Source organism: Rhodanobacter humi (assembly GCF_041107455.1).
Classification (GTDB): domain Bacteria; phylum Pseudomonadota; class Gammaproteobacteria; order Xanthomonadales; family Rhodanobacteraceae; genus Rhodanobacter_A.
The window spans coordinates 3,088,118-3,106,706 of the sequence record NZ_JBGBPY010000001.1 but is presented as its reverse complement, the minus strand read 5'-3'; the positions used below and the strand labels follow the sequence as shown (position 1 = coordinate 3,106,706).

13 protein-coding genes are annotated in these 18,589 nt (G+C 60.4%); 8 read left to right on the top strand and 5 right to left on the bottom strand.

Features of this window, described 5'->3' with window-relative positions:
- Positions 1–43 precede the first annotated feature (43 nt).
- From tfpZ to asnB (AB7878_RS13765), 7 genes are all read left to right on the top strand, one after another.
- Positions 44–871, top strand: coding sequence for a TfpX/TfpZ family type IV pilin accessory protein (tfpZ, locus tag AB7878_RS13795; RefSeq protein ID WP_369494904.1), 828 nt, complete (start codon positions 44–46; stop codon positions 869–871).
- 96 nt (positions 872–967) lie between these two features.
- A complete protein-coding gene (locus tag AB7878_RS13790) occupies positions 968–3,052 on the top strand; it encodes a tetratricopeptide repeat protein (RefSeq protein ID WP_369494903.1) in 2,085 nt (694 codons plus the stop codon).
- A gap of 172 nt (positions 3,053–3,224) precedes the next feature.
- Positions 3,225–5,396: a hypothetical protein gene (locus AB7878_RS13785; protein ID WP_369494902.1), complete on the top strand. Its 2,172-nt coding sequence runs from the start codon at positions 3,225–3,227 to the stop codon at positions 5,394–5,396.
- Between the two features lie 57 nt (positions 5,397–5,453).
- Positions 5,454–6,290 carry a class I SAM-dependent methyltransferase gene (locus AB7878_RS13780; protein ID WP_369494901.1) on the top strand — a complete coding sequence of 279 codons (837 nt, stop codon included), beginning with the start codon at positions 5,454–5,456 and terminating at the stop codon, positions 6,288–6,290.
- Between the two features lie 17 nt (positions 6,291–6,307).
- On the top strand, positions 6,308–7,549 hold the full coding sequence (locus AB7878_RS13775) for a lipopolysaccharide biosynthesis protein (RefSeq protein WP_369494900.1): 1,242 nt from the start codon (positions 6,308–6,310) through the stop codon (positions 7,547–7,549).
- A gap of 20 nt (positions 7,550–7,569) precedes the next feature.
- A complete protein-coding gene (locus AB7878_RS13770) occupies positions 7,570–8,328 on the top strand; it encodes a class I SAM-dependent methyltransferase (protein ID WP_369494899.1) in 759 nt (252 codons plus the stop codon).
- Positions 8,329–8,413: 85 nt separating this feature from the next.
- A complete protein-coding gene (asnB, locus tag AB7878_RS13765; protein WP_369494898.1) occupies positions 8,414–10,393 on the top strand; it encodes an asparagine synthase (glutamine-hydrolyzing) in 1,980 nt (659 codons plus the stop codon).
- 88 nt (positions 10,394–10,481) lie between these two features.
- Here the strand turns inward: asnB (AB7878_RS13765) and AB7878_RS13760 are convergent, their stop codons facing one another.
- The 5 genes from AB7878_RS13760 to AB7878_RS13740 form a co-directional block, all read right to left on the bottom strand.
- Entirely contained in the window at positions 10,482–11,579 is a 1,098-nt protein-coding gene (locus AB7878_RS13760; protein ID WP_369494897.1) for a glycosyltransferase, read from the bottom strand.
- Positions 11,580–11,646: 67 nt separating this feature from the next.
- Positions 11,647–12,762 carry a glycosyltransferase gene (locus AB7878_RS13755; RefSeq protein WP_369494896.1) on the bottom strand — a complete coding sequence of 372 codons (1,116 nt, stop codon included), beginning with the start codon at positions 12,760–12,762 and terminating at the stop codon, positions 11,647–11,649.
- Between the two features lie 4 nt (positions 12,763–12,766).
- Positions 12,767–14,548, bottom strand: coding sequence for an asparagine synthase (glutamine-hydrolyzing) (gene asnB / locus AB7878_RS13750; RefSeq protein WP_369494895.1), 1,782 nt, complete (start codon positions 14,546–14,548; stop codon positions 12,767–12,769).
- A gap of 47 nt (positions 14,549–14,595) precedes the next feature.
- Positions 14,596–15,810: a glycosyltransferase gene (locus AB7878_RS13745; protein WP_369494894.1), complete on the bottom strand. Its 1,215-nt coding sequence runs from the start codon at positions 15,808–15,810 to the stop codon at positions 14,596–14,598.
- Positions 15,811–15,840: 30 nt separating this feature from the next.
- The gene (locus AB7878_RS13740) at positions 15,841–16,695 is read right to left on the bottom strand and encodes a glycosyltransferase family 2 protein (protein WP_369494893.1); all 855 of its coding nucleotides are present in this window, start codon (positions 16,693–16,695) and stop codon (positions 15,841–15,843) included.
- A 135-nt stretch (positions 16,696–16,830) separates the two neighbouring features.
- Between AB7878_RS13740 and pilB the strand changes: the two genes are divergently transcribed.
- Positions 16,831–18,552 (top strand): type IV-A pilus assembly ATPase PilB, encoded by a 1,722-nt coding sequence (gene pilB / locus AB7878_RS13735; RefSeq protein ID WP_369494892.1) that lies wholly within the window; start codon positions 16,831–16,833, stop codon positions 18,550–18,552.
- Positions 18,553–18,589 lie beyond the last annotated feature (37 nt).

Below are 18,589 nucleotides of genomic sequence, written 5' to 3'. Positions count from 1 at the left end.
CGCAGGCTTCAATAACCCGCGTCGGCACATATAGAATCGTGGCATGTCACGCTGGAACGCTGCACTCATCCACCTATGCATCAGCGCCACGATCGCTGCGATCGTGGCGGCGCTGCTGCTATTGGTGTGGTATCCGCCGCCGTATTTCCATGCCGGCGGTGCCGGCGAATTGTTGGCACTCGTGATGGGCGTGGATGTAACGCTGGGGCCGTTGATCACCTTCATCGTGTTCAAGAGCGGTAAGCAGGGCCTGAAATTCGACCTAGCGGTGATCGGGATCGTGCAGACAGCCGCGCTGGTGTATGGCTTCGATGTAATCGTGCGCACGCGACCAGTATTCTTGGTAGCCGCTGTCGACCGCTTTGTCCTCGTCGATGCCAACCAGCTCGCACGGAGGGATCTGGCACAGGCCAGTCGGCCGGAGTGGCGACATCTATCGTGGACGGGTCCGGTGCTGGTGGGCACCAGGCTGCCCACTGACCCAAAGGAGCACAACGCGCTACTGTTCAGCACGCTTTCGACCGGCAAGGACGTACAGGATTTTCCGAAGTATTACGTTCCCTACACCGAGGCCATTCCGGCATTGTTGCAGCGAGCGCAACCAGTGCATACGCTGCTCCAGCTGTACCCAGGCAAGCATGACGAAATTGACGCTTGGCTCAAACGACACGCCGTGGGCGAGGCACAAGTCCTGTGGCTACCGATCCAGGCACGCAACGGTGATTTGGTAATGATGGTGCACGCGAAGGATGGGCAACCCATCGGCGCACTGGCCATCAATCCATGGCCGGTGGATGCAACACCTGCGACAGGCGGCGCAACGCGGAAACCAGGCGAACCGGGTGAACCGGGTGAACCGTCGCGTGCTTGATCAACGCCAGCAAGATACCTGCGATGTCAAACCGGCTCTTCGACTGAGCAAACCGAATCGCTACCACTGGCCGGCCTTTACACCTGGAATGCTCGCATGCACCTGAGTGACACCACGCGCCAACGACTTCCCTGGTTGCTGCTTGCAATGACGGTTATCGCTACGGCGGCCGTTTACTGGCCAGGCCTCGCCGGCGGCTGGGTATTCGACGATTACCCGAACATCGTGGACAACCCGGAGATCCACATCACACCGGGACATTCGACACTGGGAGCATGGGTAGGCTCACTGCTGTCTTCACCTTCGAGCTTTCTGCGCCGGCCACTGGCATCGCTTACGTTCTCCCTGAACTGGTATTTCGGCAGCGGTGCCCCGTGGGCGTTCAAGTTGACCAACGTCATCATCCACTTGGTCAACGGCGTGCTGCTGTTCTGCATGCTGCGCGCGTTGTTGCGATTGCTTGTGCTACGCACACCCAACAAATTCGACAACGCTGCGACCACGCGCCTGGCATTGGTCGTGAGCGTGGCGTGGATGCTACTGCCGATCAACCTGATGGCGGTGCTGTACGTGGTGCAACGCATGGAAAGCCTGTGCCAGATATTCATACTGGCTGGCTTGTGGGCGTATCTGCACGGTCGTTGGATGATGCTGACTGCCCGCAGCTCGCGCCGCGATCGGCGAGGGTTCGCATTGGCCGTCGGCGGCATCGTGTTTGGCATGATATTGGGACTGACGTCGAAAGAGACCGCAGTACTGCTGCCAGTGTTCGCGTTTCTGGCTGAATGGATCTTGCTGCGATTCACGCACATCACATCGTCCAACTGGAAAGAGAGTGAAGGTGGGAGTGCGAGTTCCATGCAAACTCTTCCTGACACCGAGCCCTCATCCGCACCTTCGGGTTTCGCTCCCCTGAAACGAGAGAGAAAGCCGAAACAGGATCCTCGTATCTGGTGGACATTCGTCACCACCCTGTTCGCTCCAGCCATGCTGGGTTTCTCGTGGCTGTTGCGCTCTGTCTTGCGCCCCGGCGCATGGACCGGCCGCGATTTCACCCTCGTGCAGCGACTGCTCACCGAGCCACGCGTGCTGGTGGATTACCTGCACTGGACGCTGCTGCCCAATCCGATCGTACTGAGCCTGTATCACGACGAGATCGTGGTATCTACTGGACTGCTTGCACCGTGGACCACCTTGGGCTCGATCGTTTTTCTGGCTGCACTGATCGCGCTCGCGGTCTGGCTGCGCAATCGACACCCGCTGGTTTCGCTTGGCATCGGCTGGTTTTTCGCCGCGCAATTGCTGACTGCGACCATCATTCCACTGGAACTGGTCTACGAGCAACGCATGTATTTCGCGTCGATCGGAGTATTGCTGGCAGCGGGGGCGTTGCTGCTTGGCCCGCGCTGGAAAATCTCGCTGCCGATACTGCGCGGGTCCTTGGTTGCGGTCGCGCTGCTATGGTTCGCGGCGACCACCAACCTGCGCGCAAGGGAGTGGTCCAACCCGCTGCGGCTGGCCGTCGCCGAGGCCAACAATCATCCTGAGTCGGCGCGCGCCTTGTACGAAGCCGGCCGGCTGCTACTGATCGCGTCAAACTATCAGCCCGGCAAGACACTGGATGAGTCATCGAAGTATTTTCGGCAGGCTGCCGCGATTCCTGGCTCGTCCGCCCTGCCCGATCAGGCGATGATCATGCTCGTCGATCACGGTCAGCAAGGCGAGGATGGCGCGCCATGGAATTCGATGGTGCGCAAACTGCGCAGCCAACCGACGAAGCAGGAGGACATCTCCGCGCTGATGACGCTGACCAACTGTTATGTCGCGGGTGCCTGCAAATTCGACGTGGCGCAATTGCAGCGAGCTTACCAGGCGGCGCTCTCGCGGCCGCAGCCCGTCTCGCGACTCTACGGTATCTATGCAGATTTCCTGCGCGACATCCTGCACGACGACATGCTTGCGGAAAAATACTTGACGCTCGCAGCCGCTGGAGACCCGAGCGAACCTGCCTATCGCATCGACCTGGCCGTGCTGTATGCCCGCAATGGGCAGATCGGAGAGGCGCGGGAACAGATAGCCGCGTTGCGGCAATTGAACTACGCAGGGCGCCTCGACAGACAGATCACGGTATTGGAGCAGCTTGCCGAACGAGGCAGATCCACTGCGGCCCGGCACGATTGACCGGGACCGCCTTGCCGATTTATACGCTCACCCGCCAAGTCAGTACGGGACAAGTGCGCCGCACAGGGCCTCCCGCGTCGATGGCCTGTTTAACCCTGAATTGGCGGCTGTGAAGCGTCGAAACTCGCAGCTATGCGTCAAAATGGGACACCCATCCTCCCATCGTGACGACATGATCCACTCCCCAAAGACGCCCGCGATGCGCTGGTTGCTGCCGATCGCAATGCTAATTGCCACGGCGGCCTACTGGCCCGGCCTCTACGGCAGCTGGCTGTTCGATGACTATCCGAACATTGTGGACAACCCTGGTGTGCAACCACATGAAGTCAGCGTGCCTGCGCTGGTGCGCGCCGCTCTTTCCTCGCCGGCCAGCGATTTCAAGCGCCCGCTCGCCTCGCTGAGCTTCGCCGCGAACTACCTGGCAAGTGGGCTGAACCCTTGGAGCTGGAAGCTGTTCAACCTTGTCGTGCACTTGCTGAACGGCGTACTGGTGTTTTTGCTCGCAAGGATGTTGCTGCTGGCCGTAACCCGCCCCAACCCTCCTCCTGGATCAAGTGCGGGACAAGTTCCTCGCGCAAATGAGGGAGACAAACAACGGACAGGTACCGTCGCGGCCCTGACCGCGGCGGGTTGGATGCTGTTGCCGATCAATCTCACCGCCGTGCTGTATGTAGTACAGCGCGAGGAGAGCATGGCCAACCTGTTCGTTTTACTGGGGCTGGTCGGGTATGTCGCCGGGCGTCAGCGCATGTTGCGGTGTAGGAGCGCACCCAGTGCACGAATGCTTTTGGAAAGCGCGCCGCCCCAAGACAGCTCACAACGCTCATTCGCGCACAGGGTACGCTCCTACACAGAAGGCATGTGGGGCGGTTTATGGCTCTGTGTCATCAGCCTCACCATGGCCACCACCATCGGCCTACTGGCCAAGGAAACGGCGGCGATGCTGCCGCTGTATGCATTCCTGGTCGAATGGATCCTGTTCCGCTTCAAGCACGCACCGCTATCCGCAGGAGCGCACCCTGTGCGCGACAACGCGTCGGATGAGGCAGTGGTCGCGCACAAGGTGCGCTCCTACGGGGAATGGGACTGGCGGATTGCGGGCTTGTTTGTGGTGGTACTGGCGATGCCGCTGCTGGCGGGATTGATCTGGCTGCTGCCCAACGTGCTGAATTCGGCCAATTGGGCCACGCGCGACTTCACCCTTGGCACCCGCCTGCTGAGCGAGGTGCGCATAGTCTGCGATTACATCGGGTGGACGCTGCTGCCAACACCACAGGCACTGTCCTTCTACCACGATCAGTTCCGCATCTCGACCGGCTTGCTGTCGCCATGGACGACACTGATCAGCGTACTGGGAATCGCCGCACTGGTCGTTCTGGTGTTCTGCCTGCGTCGCCAAAAGCCATTGGTGGCACTCGGGGTTGCCCTGTACCTGGGCTGCCATGTGATGACCGGCACCATCATCCCGCTGGAGCTGGTTTATGAGCACCGCAACTATTTCGCCAGCTTCGGCGTACTGCTGGCCGTAGTGCCATGGTTGGCGGCCGTCCCGTCTGAAGCCGTGCAACCCTCTATTCGCCGGCCTCGCTGGCTGCTGCCTCGGCGCACCCTGCTGGCCTGCTTGCTGCTGTGGTGGATCGGACTAACCGCGGCTACTGCCTACGCCTGGGGCGACCCGCTGCGGCTGGCTCAGGATCTGGCCGTGCGTGCGCCCGATTCGCCGCGTGCGCAGTACGAACTGGGCCGCACCTACATCATGTATTCACACTACGATCCTGCCTCGCCTTACACGCGATTGGCCTACGTTCCGCTGGAGAAAGCTGCCAGCTTCCCTGAATCCTCGATCCTGCCGCAGCAAGCGTTGATCTTCATGAACTCGCGCATGGGGCTGCCGCTCAAGCCGCAATGGTGGGACAGCATGATCGCCAAGCTCAAAGCGCGAAAGGCCGGCGTGCAAGACGAAAGCTCGCTGGCCGCGCTGGCGCAGTGTGCCAGGGATGGCGCCTGTCCTCTGCCCACTGATCGCATGATGCAAGCCTTCGAGGCTGCCCTGGACCACCCCGGGCCCAGCGCGCGACTGCAAGCCACCTACGGCGACTACGCATGGAACGTGCTGAGTGACCACGCCTTGGGCCTTCGCATGATCGAAGGCGCCGTGAAGGATCTGCCGGGTGAGCCGGCTTATCACATCACGCTGGTGCGCATGCTGCTCGCCTCGGGGCACCTGGATGCCGCCAAGCGACAAATTCAGGTGCTGCAGCAGCTCAATATCGGAGGACGGCTGGACAGCAATATCCATGAACTCCGACAGCAAATCGACGCGACTACCAAGTCCAATGAATGACCCACGCGTCATCGACGCGGCTCGAGCGTCGCGTTTTCGCACTGGTAAGATCACAACATGAATTCGCCCACACAACTTGCCCGTCGCGAAGACCCGGACCTGCGGTTCGCGTTCGGCCGCAACTGGAAATCCTTTCTCACGACGCTCGACGAGCATCGGATCGACGAGGCACGACGCAGATTGTGCGAGTCTCTTGGGAGAGATGACTTGCGCGGTATTCGTGCACTGGACATCGGTTCCGGCAGCGGCCTTTCGAGTCTGGTGATGCACCAGCTCGGAGCCGATGTCGTTGCCTTCGACTATGACGCCGATTCTGTGGCATGTACGGAAGAATTGCGCAGGTGCTTCGCCCCCCGTGCAACGAATTGGCAAATCATGCAGGGCTCGGCGCTGGATCCCACATTCATGGCTGGACTGGGGCAATTCGACCTGGTTTACAGCTGGGGCGTCCTGCATCATACGGGAGCCATGTGGCCCGCCATTGAACTGGCTCAGTCACGCGTAGCGCAACACGGTACCTTGCTCATTGCGCTGTACAACGATCAGGGTTGGCGCTCACAGATTTGGCACGCCATAAAGCGCCTTTACTGCAGTAGTGCTCCCGGACGCTGGCTGGTTGGGGCGACGTTCTACCCTCTATTTTCCATGTACTCCATGTGGCAGGACCTGCGGCATTTCCACCTGCCAGGCACCCACGCACGTGAGTACGCAAGAAAGCGGGGCATGTCGATCTTTCACGACTGGCGGGATTGGCTGGGTGGGTACCCGTTCGAGGTCGCAAAACCCGAAGAGGTTGTGCGCAAATTGACCGCCGATGGGTTCGAGTTGCGACGCCAGACTCTCACACGCGGGTTGGGTTGCAACGAATTTGTATTCACTAGATGCCACGCGTAACCGGTACCCCGACCTCCATGAAAGGCCCCATAGCGCGCGGCACCATCCGCACAACCTTCATATTGGGTTTGTATACGCTGGTGCAGGCAGGCACCTTGCTGCTGGTGGCGCGCATGTTGGGGCCGTACCAGTTTGGTGGGTTTGCAGGCGTCGCATCGCTGGCCGTGCTCCTTGGAGCGCTTTCGCCTTTCGGCACAAACGTCATCTTGCTTGGCGAAGTGGCAAAGGAGCCGGCGCGCCGCAACCAGGTGCTGGCCTATGCGATCCCGACCACGCTGCTTTGCGGAAGCGCACTGCTGGCCATTTATCTCACTGTCTGCATGCTGATGCTGCGCGCGGCCCAAGTGCCCGCGACGGTGCTGCTGGCCATCGGCATCACCGAAATATGGCTGCAAGCACTGTTCCGCCTGGCCGTTTCCGAGCATCAGGGACTTGGACGCATTGCACGCTCGCAACTACTGAAAACCCTGCCGATGGTGCTGCGCCTCGTTGCCGCCGCCGGCGTGTTCTTGGTACACCCCTCCAATCCTTTACTCGCTTACGGCTACGTGTATCCGGTGGCCTCGCTGCTAGCGCTCGTGCTGGCAGTGCGAACGTTTCCGTCCGCTTGGCCGGCTCCGCATCAGTGGCGTCTGCCGAACATTGGCGAGCTGCGCGACAATGCCGGGTACGCCGCGCTAAGCATCAGTGCAAGCGGCCCCGGTGAACTCGACAAGACGCTTGCCACCAAATTGCTACCACTGCCAGTCGCCGGTCTCTACGCAGTCGGTACGCGTATCATCGCCGCCACCACACTTCCAGTCAGCGCTATGATGGAGTCGGCGTTGCCCAGATTGTTTCGCGAAGGCAACGAGCAACCGAAACGTACAGTCCAATTGCTCTTCTGGATATTCAGCACCGCCTTCGCCTACAGCCTTGCTACCGCGGTCGTGCTATGGCTGGCCGCACCGATATTCGACTGGGTATTCGGCACAAAATTTCATGGCCTTGACCATACGCTTCGCTGGCTGTGCGTGGCCCTGCCAGGCATGGCTCTACGCATGTCCGTGGGCAACGTGTTGATGGCCTTGGGCAGGCCCTGGATACGCGTGACACTCGAGGTCACTGGACTGATGCTATTGATCATCATGGCCACCACACTCACAGTTTTATTTGGTGAGAAAGGCCTGCCATTAGGGTTGGCGTGTTCGGAGTGGCTAATGGCAGCAATAGGGTGGGGCTACTTGCGACACCATCAATCAATTCACACTCGACTTTGATTTCAATAGGATAGGTGCACATGTCAATACCTCAAGACATCGAGTGGACGCCTGAGCAAGTCGCGCGGTTCTGGGACTATCAATCGCATCGACCATCCGCAACGGCTAACTACTTTAGCGTTAGCCATGGCATGCCTGTCGCAAAGCGCACTCTGTCGTGCGTCGCCAAGCACAAATCGGCGCGCATCCTGGACTTCGGTTGCGGAACTGGAAACTTTCTCAAATTTATCTCGCAGCTACGGCCCGACATACTGTTGCACGGCGCCGATTTCTCACACGAATCAATCCGCATTGCGCAGAAAACATGCGCATCAATCGAACCATTACCCGATCTCCGGACCCTCAATCGCGTCCCCACATCGTGGGCTAGCGAAAGTTTCGACGCCGTGTTTTCGTTAGAAGTTGTTGAGCACCTCGCCAATCCCGCACTTGAAGCAATGCTTACTGAAATCCATCGTTTGCTCAAGAATGGAGGATATGTAGTTATCACTACGCCGAACGATGAGGATTTAGAACAACTTCACACATGCTGTCCAAATTGCGGTCGCACTTTCCACATATGGCAACACGTACGCAGTTGGTCAAGAAACTCGCTGATCGAATTTATGTCTCTACATGGCTTTGCTCTTGTATCGGCAAACAGTACAGAGCTCAGGCCACTGCGCATGCGCGTTTTACTATGGGCAGCGCGTGCGGTGGGCCTGATCAAATCAAAGCCACCGCGCATCCTCGCAATTTTTCGCAAGCAGACGAGTACGGTCACTGACACCACCCAATGACTATGCCTCAGGAATTTGGGCGACACATGCGTCGGCGAAATGTCTACACATCCGGCTTAACACATTACCCAGTGAGTAATCACTAATGTGCGGCATATCCGGTCTTTGGCACTCACCCACGCTGCCCAGCGAGGAGTTGGTGGCTCGCGCGCGCAGGATGTCGGAGCAGCTCAAGCACCGCGGTCCGGACGATTCGGGCGTGTTCGTAGACCCCGGTGCCGGCATCGCGTTGGGACATCGCCGGCTGTCTGTAGTGGACCTGTCTGCGCACGGGCACCAACCAATGGCCTCTGCGAATGGGCGATACGTCATCACCTACAACGGTGAAGCATTCAACCATCAGCAGCTACACCGCGAGCTTGTAAGCCAAGGTGCCACGTTCCGCGGCCACTCGGATACCGAGGTTATCGTAACCGCCGTCGAACACTGGGGGCTTGAGCGCACCCTGCAGCGTCTCAATGGCATGTTTGCGTTTGCACTTTGGGATCGCGAGCAACGCACGCTGTCGCTTGTTCGCGACCGTGTCGGGATCAAGCCGCTCTATTACGGATGGGTTGGTCGGATGTTTGTATTCGCATCCGAGTTGAAAGCTATCCAGGCGCCACCCGGCTTCAACAACGAAATTAACCGTGACGCAATAGCGTTGTTTATGCGCCATGGATACATCCCGGCTCCCTATTCGATCTTTCGCGGTATTTACAAGCTTTTACCTGGCACATGGTTGCCCGTTGAAGAGCGCACCGCCCGCCAACCGCTCGAAATAGGGGCGATTCATCCCCTGACGCGAACCTACTGGTCCGCGCGAGGGGTTGCAGAGGACGGCGCTGCACACAGAAATGGCTATACGGACGAGGAAGCCGTCGACGAACTCGATACTCTTCTGCGCGACGCCGTGAAGATCCGCATGGAGGCCGATGTTCCGCTTGGAGCATTTCTGTCCGGCGGCATCGACTCCTCGACTATCGCAGCACTGATGCAAGTACAAGCCTCACGTCCAGTAAAGACGTTTTCAATCGGCTTCGGTACACAGGATATCAACGAAGCGCCTTTTGCAAAGGCCGTTGCGGCCCATCTGGGCACCGACCACCAAGAGCTGTACCTGACCGCACGCGATGCGCTGGATATCGTTCCGGAACTGCCAACCATCTTTGACGAGCCATTCGCGGATCCCTCTCAAATACCCACTCTTTTCGTCTCAAGACTCGCGCGCAACGCGGTTACCGTCAGCCTTTCAGGTGATGGCGGTGACGAACTGTTCGGCGGGTACAGCCGCTATTTCGAAGCCGAACGCTACCGGCGTCTGACAGCCATGTTCCCACGCATGCTCCTGAACTCCGCTGCCGCGGCACTGAAGGCACCACAAGGGAGTTTGGCTTACGTCATGGGCCGGGCAGCTCGACTTCTACCGTCCCAGCTGCGCCCAAAAAACCCGCTGTCCATGGCGACCAGATTGGGCAACATGCTCGGCGCGGCGAACGACAGTGATCGGTATCTGCACCTGATCACTCACTGGGATGATGCGCTGCGCGTGGTCAAGAACAGCAGTGAAGTTCCGACCAACCTGACGCATGAACTGCGGAATTTGGCGCTGCTCACACCGTTCGAAAGGATGATGTATGCCGATCTGGTGAGCTACCTGCCTGATGATTGCCTCACGAAAGTCGACCGGGCGAGCATGTCCGCCAGTCTTGAGGCGCGCGTGCCGTTGCTGGACCATCGAGTCGTAGAGTTTGCCTGGCGCACACCGTTGCGACAAAAGGTGCGCACCGGGCAGGGCAAATGGATATTGCGGCAAGTACTTCAGCGTTATGTACCAAGGACCCTAGTAGACCGACCCAAGGCTGGGTTCGGTGCACCCATCGGAGACTGGCTGCACGGCCCATTGCACGAATGGGCGGAAGCACTACTGGACGAAAGGCGATTGCGCGAGGAAGGCTTTTTTGACCCGCTGATGATCAGGCAAGCGTGGAATACCCACGCCAGCGGAGAGACCGGCGAACCTTACAGGCTATGGAACGTCCTGATGTTTCAGGCTTGGCTAGAGCATTTCCAAAACGCGCGATGAAGAAAAAGCACTTGGCAAGTCCGTCCCTCGCGTTTCTCGCATAGCGGAGTCGGCTTAAAGATTGGAGCTTCGAATCAAGTCGCGCCGATTAGTCAGCCAAATCCCGCAAAAGAGACTCCCAACGTGCACAACAAACCGATCGCGTGAAGTCGTATGCACGTTCCAGCAACAAGTTTGAATTGACACGATGCTTCCCTTCGATCACGCGCGTGATAGCCACAGCCAACGCATTGGCGTCTTCTACCGGCACCAACTGACCGAGCTTCCCTTCTTGCAGGATTTCACGTGGCCCCTGAGGACAATCGGCGGCGACAATTTGACACTGACACGCAAGCGCCTCGATCAAAACACCGGGAAGTCCCTCGTGACGTGAAGGCAGCACAAAAATATCCGCTTCGCGCATTGCAGCGAACGGTTCCATAGTGCTACCGCAAAAGCGAATCTTATCCCGAAGGCCAAGCTCCCCGGCCAGCGCAAAGAGCTTCGAGCGCTCAATTCCATCACCCCATATGTCCAATTGCCAAGGGCCCGGCACGTTTGCCATTGCGCGAATCAGGACGTCAAAACCCTTTTGATGTACGAGTCGCCCCAGTGCGACGATGCGACAAGGACTCGCCCCGCTCTCGAGAGGCAACCGTTTCCAACAGAGCAATTCGTCAGGAATCGCAGGATTGTGCAGGGTCACGATTTTTGACGGAGCCAACACATATTTGGCCAAAATTTCACGGCGTATACCTTCCGAGACCGTAACAACCGCATCAGCGCGACGATAGCAAAAATCCCCCGAACGGCTCTTGATCATGTAACGGAATCGCCCCAAACGATCAGACCTCGATGTCAAGTTGGCTTGCGTATCGTGCACGCTGTGTATCCACTTCGCCCGGCTTCCTGAAATTTTCAGGGCAAGCCAAGTCAGTAAGCCCATGTCGGGAAACGCGGTGATCACATGGGTCGGCTGCTCACGTCGGATAACTTTCACCAGTGAAGGAATAAATTGGTGCAACCCGCGCGGCGCAAGATCATCAACCGTCGTTAGCTTGAGGCCGCGCTCAAGCAGTTCGCCCTGATACCTGCGCAATGCAAGCCGACACTCGATTCCATGCGACGCAAGGTATTCGATCAATGTCAGGCGCACACGCTCGACGCCACCGATTGCGATATTGGGAAGAACAAATAGGACCTTCACGGCGGCGATCCAGATTTCATGCCACAAAGGCCGTTGTTCGCACTAAACGATATATCTGAGATTCGGATCATGTCGATCCTTCTACGTATGCACCATCCAGTAACGCCAGATAGCGCAACGCAATGATCTGGGGGTGGTGAACGGCAAGAACCGCCTCGCCCGTATATGACGGCTGCTCCAGTTCCGCATCCATCGCATGCGCCAAGGCGGCTGCATCGCCGACAGGCACGAGGCGACCGTAGCGTCCACCATCGAGTATTTCGCACGGACCATGCGGGCAATCGGTGGATACCATCGGAACTCCCAAGGCGAGGGCTTCCAGCAGGACATTCGGATAACCTTCCCAGCGGGAAGAAAGAACGTGCAACGAAGCATCGGCCAGCACGCGATACGGATTGTCCATCGCCCCCGTGAGCAGGACACGATCCGCCAGCCCGAGATCTCGCATCAGGTTTTCCAGGTTCGTGCGTTGCTCGCCTTCCCCGACAATGATGAGGCGATGGCTGCCGCGCAAAGCGCTGGTTGCATACGCCCGCAACAAGGTGGGGAAATCTTTCGCTTCGGTCAAGCGTCCCAGCGAAACCACGTACGGGGCGTTGTCCAGCAACGCTGGTGGCAAGCCGACAGCCGCGAGTTGCCGCAGCCGCTCGACATCCACCGGATTGCGTATGACATGGATGCGGTCATCCGCAAGACCCAGCCCACGCAGATCCTGCGCAACCCCCGCTGACACCGCGACCAGCCCGCCAACGCGTCGGTAGAGCCAACGCATCGCTTGTCGTTTCAAGGCACTTTTCGTGTTGACGAGGCTGGATGCCTCCCGCAGGACGAGACGTGCACGGATGCGCGCCCGCATGCATGCCAGCACAGTCAACAGACTCGTTCCTGTCATCGTGCTCAACACGGCGTGCGGTTTGATCGTGCGGATGAGCGATGCCAACCTGGGGAGTGCCTTCCATGCCAGTGCAAGACCCTTGGGCGCATCGCCGGCATCGATCAGCTCATGCAACGTCACAGCGTCTGGAACAAGCGGACGTAGCGGGCCACCGCCAAGCAGGACAGCTACGTGCACTTCCCGCCCTGCGGCCAGAAACGATCCAGCCAGTTGCAGCAATACACGCTCGCCGCCACCTCGCTCGAGGCTCGGCAAGACAAGCAAGATGCGGTCAGCGCGTGCAGTCATGCAGTCAACCGGCGCGCCAGCGCAGATAGGCATAGGCCAGCCACAGTGGCTGCGAATGATCGGCACGCCCAGCGCGGTGCTCACGCAGCAGCGCGCGCAATCCCGCCGCATCCACGACACCGGTGTCTCCCGAATCCGTCATGGACAGCAGGTCATCCCCCAACCAATGGCGCAGCCAGTGACTGACCGGCGAGGCAAATCCCTGCTTGCGACGATCCCAGATGAAGTCAGGCACGCGACCGCGCATGGCCGCCTGCAACAAGCGCTTTCCGCGCAATCCCGAGAAGTGCCATTGCCAAGGCAAGCGAATCGCAAATTCAAACAGCGCTTTGTCAAGAAAAGGGCTGCGGGCTTCGAGCGAATGCATCATCGTCGCGCGATCGACTTTCTGCAGGATGTCCTGGGGCAAATAGACCAGACAGTCCATCAGCAGCATGTGCCTCAGTTCGTCCGGGTCATCAGGCCAGGGCCGATCGGGCATCGAGTTTCCCGCGCCCAGCCCGGGCACCAGTTGCGCGAGCGTTTCCTTGCGGATGGCCGGCGGCCCTATGTAGGCATCCTTGTCCTCGCGCGCCAGCCGCACGAAAAGATGTGCACGTTTCAGGAAGCTGCCGCTGTGATGCGCGTAGGGTTCGGGCGTCGCCAGCACGCCACGCTCGACGATCGAACGCAGCGAGGCTGGCAGCCGGTGATAGCGCTGGCGCAGCAACCGGCCTGCGTATCTGGCGTAACCCCCGAAGATCTCGTCGGCGCCATCACCTGTCAGAACCACCTTGACGTGCCGCGCCGCGACCGAAGCAACCAACGCGCTGGGAACCAGAGAAGAATCGCCGAACGGCTGGCCCATGCGGCGGGGAAGTTCCGTTGCAAGGGCTGCCGCAATATCCGGCTTGATCTCTTCAGCCGTGTGCAGCGTACCCAGCTCGGCTGCCGCCCGCGCCGCTGGCGCGCGCTCATCGTAGGTCGGTTCGGCAAAACCCGCGGTAAATGTTCGCAGCCTTCCGAACCCCGATTCCTGCGCAAGCGCACACACGGTTGTCGAATCGACGCCGCCGGAAAGGAACGCCCCGACTTCAACGTCGGATGCCAACTGGCGTCGACGCACACCCTGCGTCAGCAGTTCGCGAACCTGCTCGGCCGCTTCCTCGAAGCTGCCAGTCCAGGGTTCGACCGATGGCGCCCAATAGCACTCCTGGACGATGGAACCATCCGCGCGCAGCCACAACGTGTGTGCTGGCAAAACCTCGCTGACGCCTGCCACACAAGTCGTTCCGGGCAACGCGTAGCCGTAGCGGAAATAGTCCGCGATGCCCGCGGCATCTTCCGTGCTGGCCACATCCGGAGTCAGCACCTCCAGTGCCGGCAATTCGGAGGCACAGGCAAACGTCGTACCGTGGCGGCGGTAATACAAGGGCTTCTTGCCGAAGCGGTCCCTTGAAAGCAACACGTCACCGGAAGCGGCATCGAGCAACACGAACGCCCACATGCCATCTAGGCGTTCGACGAACCTTGCACCTTCCGTGACCAGCCCAGCCAGCAACACTTCGGTGTCGCTGTCATCGCGAAAATCCCAGCGCCCCGCCAATTGGGCTCGCAATTCCCGGTAGTTGTAGATCTCGCCATTGAACACCAGGACCCAGCGCCCAGCGGGATCACGCATGGGCTGGTGGCCGCCATCGAGATCGATGATCGCCAGCCGCGTGTGTCCCGCCACGAAATCGTCACCGTCGAAGCACCCGGATTCGTCGGGGCCGCGGTGCTTGAGCCGTTGCAAGGCCGCTCCCATCCGTTCGCGACGCTCCCCGAATGAAACCGCCGGGGCCCGGAGAAAGGCTATTCCGCACATGAGGGGCGCTGCCTCCCGTCTTGCGTCAAGGCTGTCTGGAACAACGCCTCGTAACAACGCGCCGTATCCATCCATGTCCCGATCTGAGTGCGTGCGGCCGCACGTGCGCGTTCACCGCGGCGGTAAAGTTCTGCGCGATCGGTGACCGCCTGATCCAGCGCAGCGGCCAATGCATCTGGGTCATCGACTGCGATCAGCCAGCCGGTGTCACCGTTCCTGACCATTCCCTGCACACCCTCCAGATCGGTGGAAATAACCGGCAAACCGCCAGCCAAAGCTTCCACGACAACATTGGGTCGCCCCTCCGAACGACTGGAAAGGACGAACACATCCGCTTCGGAAATTCGTTTCGGCATGTCGGTTGCGGGCACGGTTCCGGCAAACGTGAAACAGGAAGACACACCGCGGGATGCCGCCAGAGCGAGCAGTGCTTCCCGCTCGGGTCCACCGCCGACGATGCATACATGCATTTGCTCACGATGACGCGCACGCGCGACAGCCTCGATCAACACATCGAAGCCTTTCAGAGGAATCAGGTTGCCCACCGCCAGCACCCGCAAGCCGGTGTCGTCGGAGACCGTCCTGTTGATCTGGAAGAATGCCTCATCGGCACCATTGAGGCATGCATGAATGTCGGCAGTACGATGCGGGAATTGCGTACGCAGCTGCTCAGCCATCGCTTCCGAAACGCAAATCACGATTCGACTGTTGCGCACGGCCAAGCCGAGGGTCATTCGATCTAGCCACGAACGGGTCGCGCGCGTTACGTCGCTGCCGCGCAACGTTGTTATCACGGGCTTCCTCCGCAAACGCCCGACGATGCCCGCCATGGCCCCGCATACAGCCCAGTTGGCATGAATCAAATCCGTATCACCCGCGCGCAACAAGCAGCGCCAAAACAGTCCAAACAGCAATCCCGGCAGCAGCAATACGTACCATGGCGCGCGCCGCAAACCCGTAACGATTCCACCAGACTCCTGGGCCAACCTGCGCCACGCCCTAGGTGCGTAATGCACCGCATGAACGCGAATACCCGTTGCCGCGCTATCGTCGAATGTCGCCTTCATGGGCTTCGCACCAGCGGGGCAGACCACGTCTATGGCGCATTTGACTGACAGGCGTCGATAAAGACTTTGGACGAATACGCCAGCGGAACTACCCGGGTACAGCGGATATGACGTCGTCAATGCGAGCAGGCGCATCTTTCTCACGGCCACACCACGCAAATCGGCTTACGCATCGCGCCGATAGATCAACGACGTGATCTGTTCTGAAATCAGCCCAATCAGGAACACGATCACTGCGGCGCTCCACATGAGGGTGCTGCCGTTCGTAAGGCGGCCATCCTGCGCGAATGTCCAAGCGTAATTCGCGCAGCCGAGCAGGAAGAACGCCACCGCGGTCGGCACGAACAGCTTGAGCGGCGAGTACAGCGTGGCGATCTTGAAGATGATCAGCAGAAAGCGCACGCCGTCCTTGATCGGTTTGATATGGCTCTTGCCCACGCGCTGGGCGGCCTTGATCGGCAGATAGGCCACCGGATAGGCGCTGCGGAAGAACGCCATGGTGCTGGTGGTGGGGTAGCTGAAGCCGTTCGGCAGCAGGTGCAGGAACTCGCGGAACTTGTCCGCGCGTACGGCGCGGAAGCCGGAGGTGAGGTCGGCCACCGGGTGGCCGGTCATGCGGGTGGCCAGCCAGTTGTACAGCGTGTTGGCCAAGCCGCGACCCACGCCGGCCTGGCTGCCCCAGTCGCGGGCGCCGACCACCATGTCGTAGCCCTCGTGGAGCTTGGCCAGCAGGCGCGCCACGTCGGCCGGATCATGCTGGCCGTCGCCGTCCATGAGCACCAGCACCTCGCCGCTGGCGGCACGGGCGCCGCGCTTGATCGCAGCGCCATTGCCCATCGAATACGGTGAACTGAGGCAGTTCACACCGGCTTCGGCACAGATTCGGCACGTGTCGTCGGTGGAACCATCGTCCACCACGATGATCTCCGCCTCAGGGTGGGCGGAATGCAATCGCGGCAGCAATTCGGCCAGTGCAGGGGCTTCGTTCTTGGCGGGCAGGATGATGCTGAGGCGGTTCAACGGTTGGCTCCCCGGATTGCGACGCATCATAACGTGAAGCAGGCGTCACGACCGCCGACCTGGTCGCGCCGAACGGATGACCCGCAGCCCCGACTGGGGTAGATTCGGTGCCATTAGGGCTCGGGGCTGCCACTCATGTCATCTGCAATGCAAACGCCGCTCGCGGGGCTGACCGGGCTTGCGCGCCGCTTGGTAGCCGAGGGTCTGTTGTCGGAGGCGGACGCGCGTCGCGCGGTGCAGGAAAGCAACCAGCAACGCGTCACTCTGACCTCGTGGCTGCTGGACCAGAACCTGGTGGACGGCCTGCGCCTGCTGCGCCTAGCCTCGCTTGAGTTCGGCATGCCGATGCTGGACGTGACCGCACTGAACCCCACACAGCTCCCGGTCAATTTGGTGAGCGAAGCCTTGCTGACGAAGCACCGCGCGCTGCCGCTGTTCCGGCGTGGCAAGCGCCTGTTCGTGGGCATCGCCGACCCGATGCAGCTGGATGCGCTGGAGGAGATCAAGTTCCACTCCAACTGCATGGTGGAACCGATCCTGGTCGAGCGCAGCCAGCTCAACCGCACCATCGACGTCGCACTCAGCAACATGCACGACGTGATGCCCGACATGGGTGGCGACGACCTAGGCGAGCTGGATACCGAAGGCGGCGATGTCGATGAGGCGCCGGGCGGTATCGACGCAACAGGTACTGACGATGCACCGGTGGTGAAGTTCGTCAACAAGATCCTGGTGGACGCGATCAAGCGCGGGGCCTCGGACATCCACTTCGAACCGTTCGAAAACCAGTACCGCGTACGCCTGCGCATGGATGGCATGCTGCGTGCGGTGGCCAGCCCGCCGCTGAAGCTGGCCAGCCGCATCAGCTCGCGCCTGAAGGTGATGGCGCAACTGGACATCGCCGAGAAGCGCGTGCCGCAGGACGGTCGCATCAAGCTCAACCTCAGCAAGACCCGCGCGGTGGATTTCCGCGTCAGCAGCCTGCCTACGCTGTTCGGCGAGAAGATCGTGCTGCGTATCCTGGACGGCTCGGCGGCCAAGATCGGCATCGAGAAGCTGGGCTATGAGCCGAACCAGCAGAAGCTCTACGTGGACGCCATCCACAAGCCCTACGGCATGGTGCTCGTCACCGGCCCCACCGGCTCGGGCAAGACGGTGTCGCTGTATACCGGCCTCAACATGCTGAACACCGCCGAGCGCAACATCTCCACCGTGGAAGACCCGGTGGAAATCCGCGTCGAGGGCATCAACCAGGTGCAGCAGAACGTCAAGCGCGGCATGACCTTCGCCGCCGCGTTGCGTTCGTTCCTGCGCCAGGACCCGGACGTGATCATGGTGGGCGAGATCCGCGACCTGGAGACCGCCGAGATCGCGATCAAGGCCGCACAGACCGGCCACATGGTGCTGTCCACCCTGCACACCAACGATGCGGCGCAGACCGTGGCGCGCCTGATGAACATGGGCATCGCGCCGTACAACATCACCTCCTCGGTCACCCTGATCATCGCCCAGCGCTTGGCACGCCGCCTGCACGGCTGCAAGAAGCCGCAGAATCTGCCGCCGCAAGTGCTGCTGGCCGCGGGCTTCAGCCAGGCCGATATCGACGCGGGCCTCACCATCTACGAGGCGGTGGGCTGCGACGAGTGCAACGAGGGCTACAAGGGCCGCGTGGGCATCTACCAGGTCATGCCGATGCTGGAGGAGATCCAGAAGATCATCCTGCAGGGCGGCAATGCGCTGCAGATCGCCGAGGCCGCCAAGGCGGCCGGCATCAACGACCTACGCGCCTCGGCCCTGCTCAAGGTGAAGCAGGGGATGACCAGCCTCACCGAGATCGACCGGGTGACCAAGGATTGACGCAGCCGCAGGAGCGGCGTAGGAGCGGCTTCAGCCG

Excerpts from the sequence above, each read along its gene's own strand:
- tfpZ (WP_369494904.1), top strand. The coding sequence starts at position 44 with ATGTCACGCTGGAACGCTGCACTCATCCACCTATGCATCAGCGCCACG.
- AB7878_RS13790 (WP_369494903.1), top strand. The coding sequence starts at position 968 with ATGCACCTGAGTGACACCACGCGCCAACGACTTCCCTGGTTGCTGCTT.
- AB7878_RS13785 (WP_369494902.1), top strand. The coding sequence starts at position 3,225 with ATGATCCACTCCCCAAAGACGCCCGCGATGCGCTGGTTGCTGCCGATC.
- AB7878_RS13780 (WP_369494901.1), top strand. The coding sequence starts at position 5,454 with ATGAATTCGCCCACACAACTTGCCCGTCGCGAAGACCCGGACCTGCGG.
- AB7878_RS13775 (WP_369494900.1), top strand. The coding sequence starts at position 6,308 with ATGAAAGGCCCCATAGCGCGCGGCACCATCCGCACAACCTTCATATTG.
- AB7878_RS13770 (WP_369494899.1), top strand. The coding sequence starts at position 7,570 with ATGTCAATACCTCAAGACATCGAGTGGACGCCTGAGCAAGTCGCGCGG.
- asnB (WP_369494898.1), top strand. The coding sequence starts at position 8,414 with ATGTGCGGCATATCCGGTCTTTGGCACTCACCCACGCTGCCCAGCGAG.
- AB7878_RS13755 (WP_369494896.1), bottom strand. The coding sequence starts at position 12,762 with ATGACTGCACGCGCTGACCGCATCTTGCTTGTCTTGCCGAGCCTCGAG.
- asnB (WP_369494895.1), bottom strand. The coding sequence starts at position 14,548 with ATGGGAGCGGCCTTGCAACGGCTCAAGCACCGCGGCCCCGACGAATCC.
- AB7878_RS13745 (WP_369494894.1), bottom strand. The coding sequence starts at position 15,810 with ATGCGCCTGCTCGCATTGACGACGTCATATCCGCTGTACCCGGGTAGT.
- pilB (WP_369494892.1), top strand. The coding sequence starts at position 16,831 with ATGTCATCTGCAATGCAAACGCCGCTCGCGGGGCTGACCGGGCTTGCG.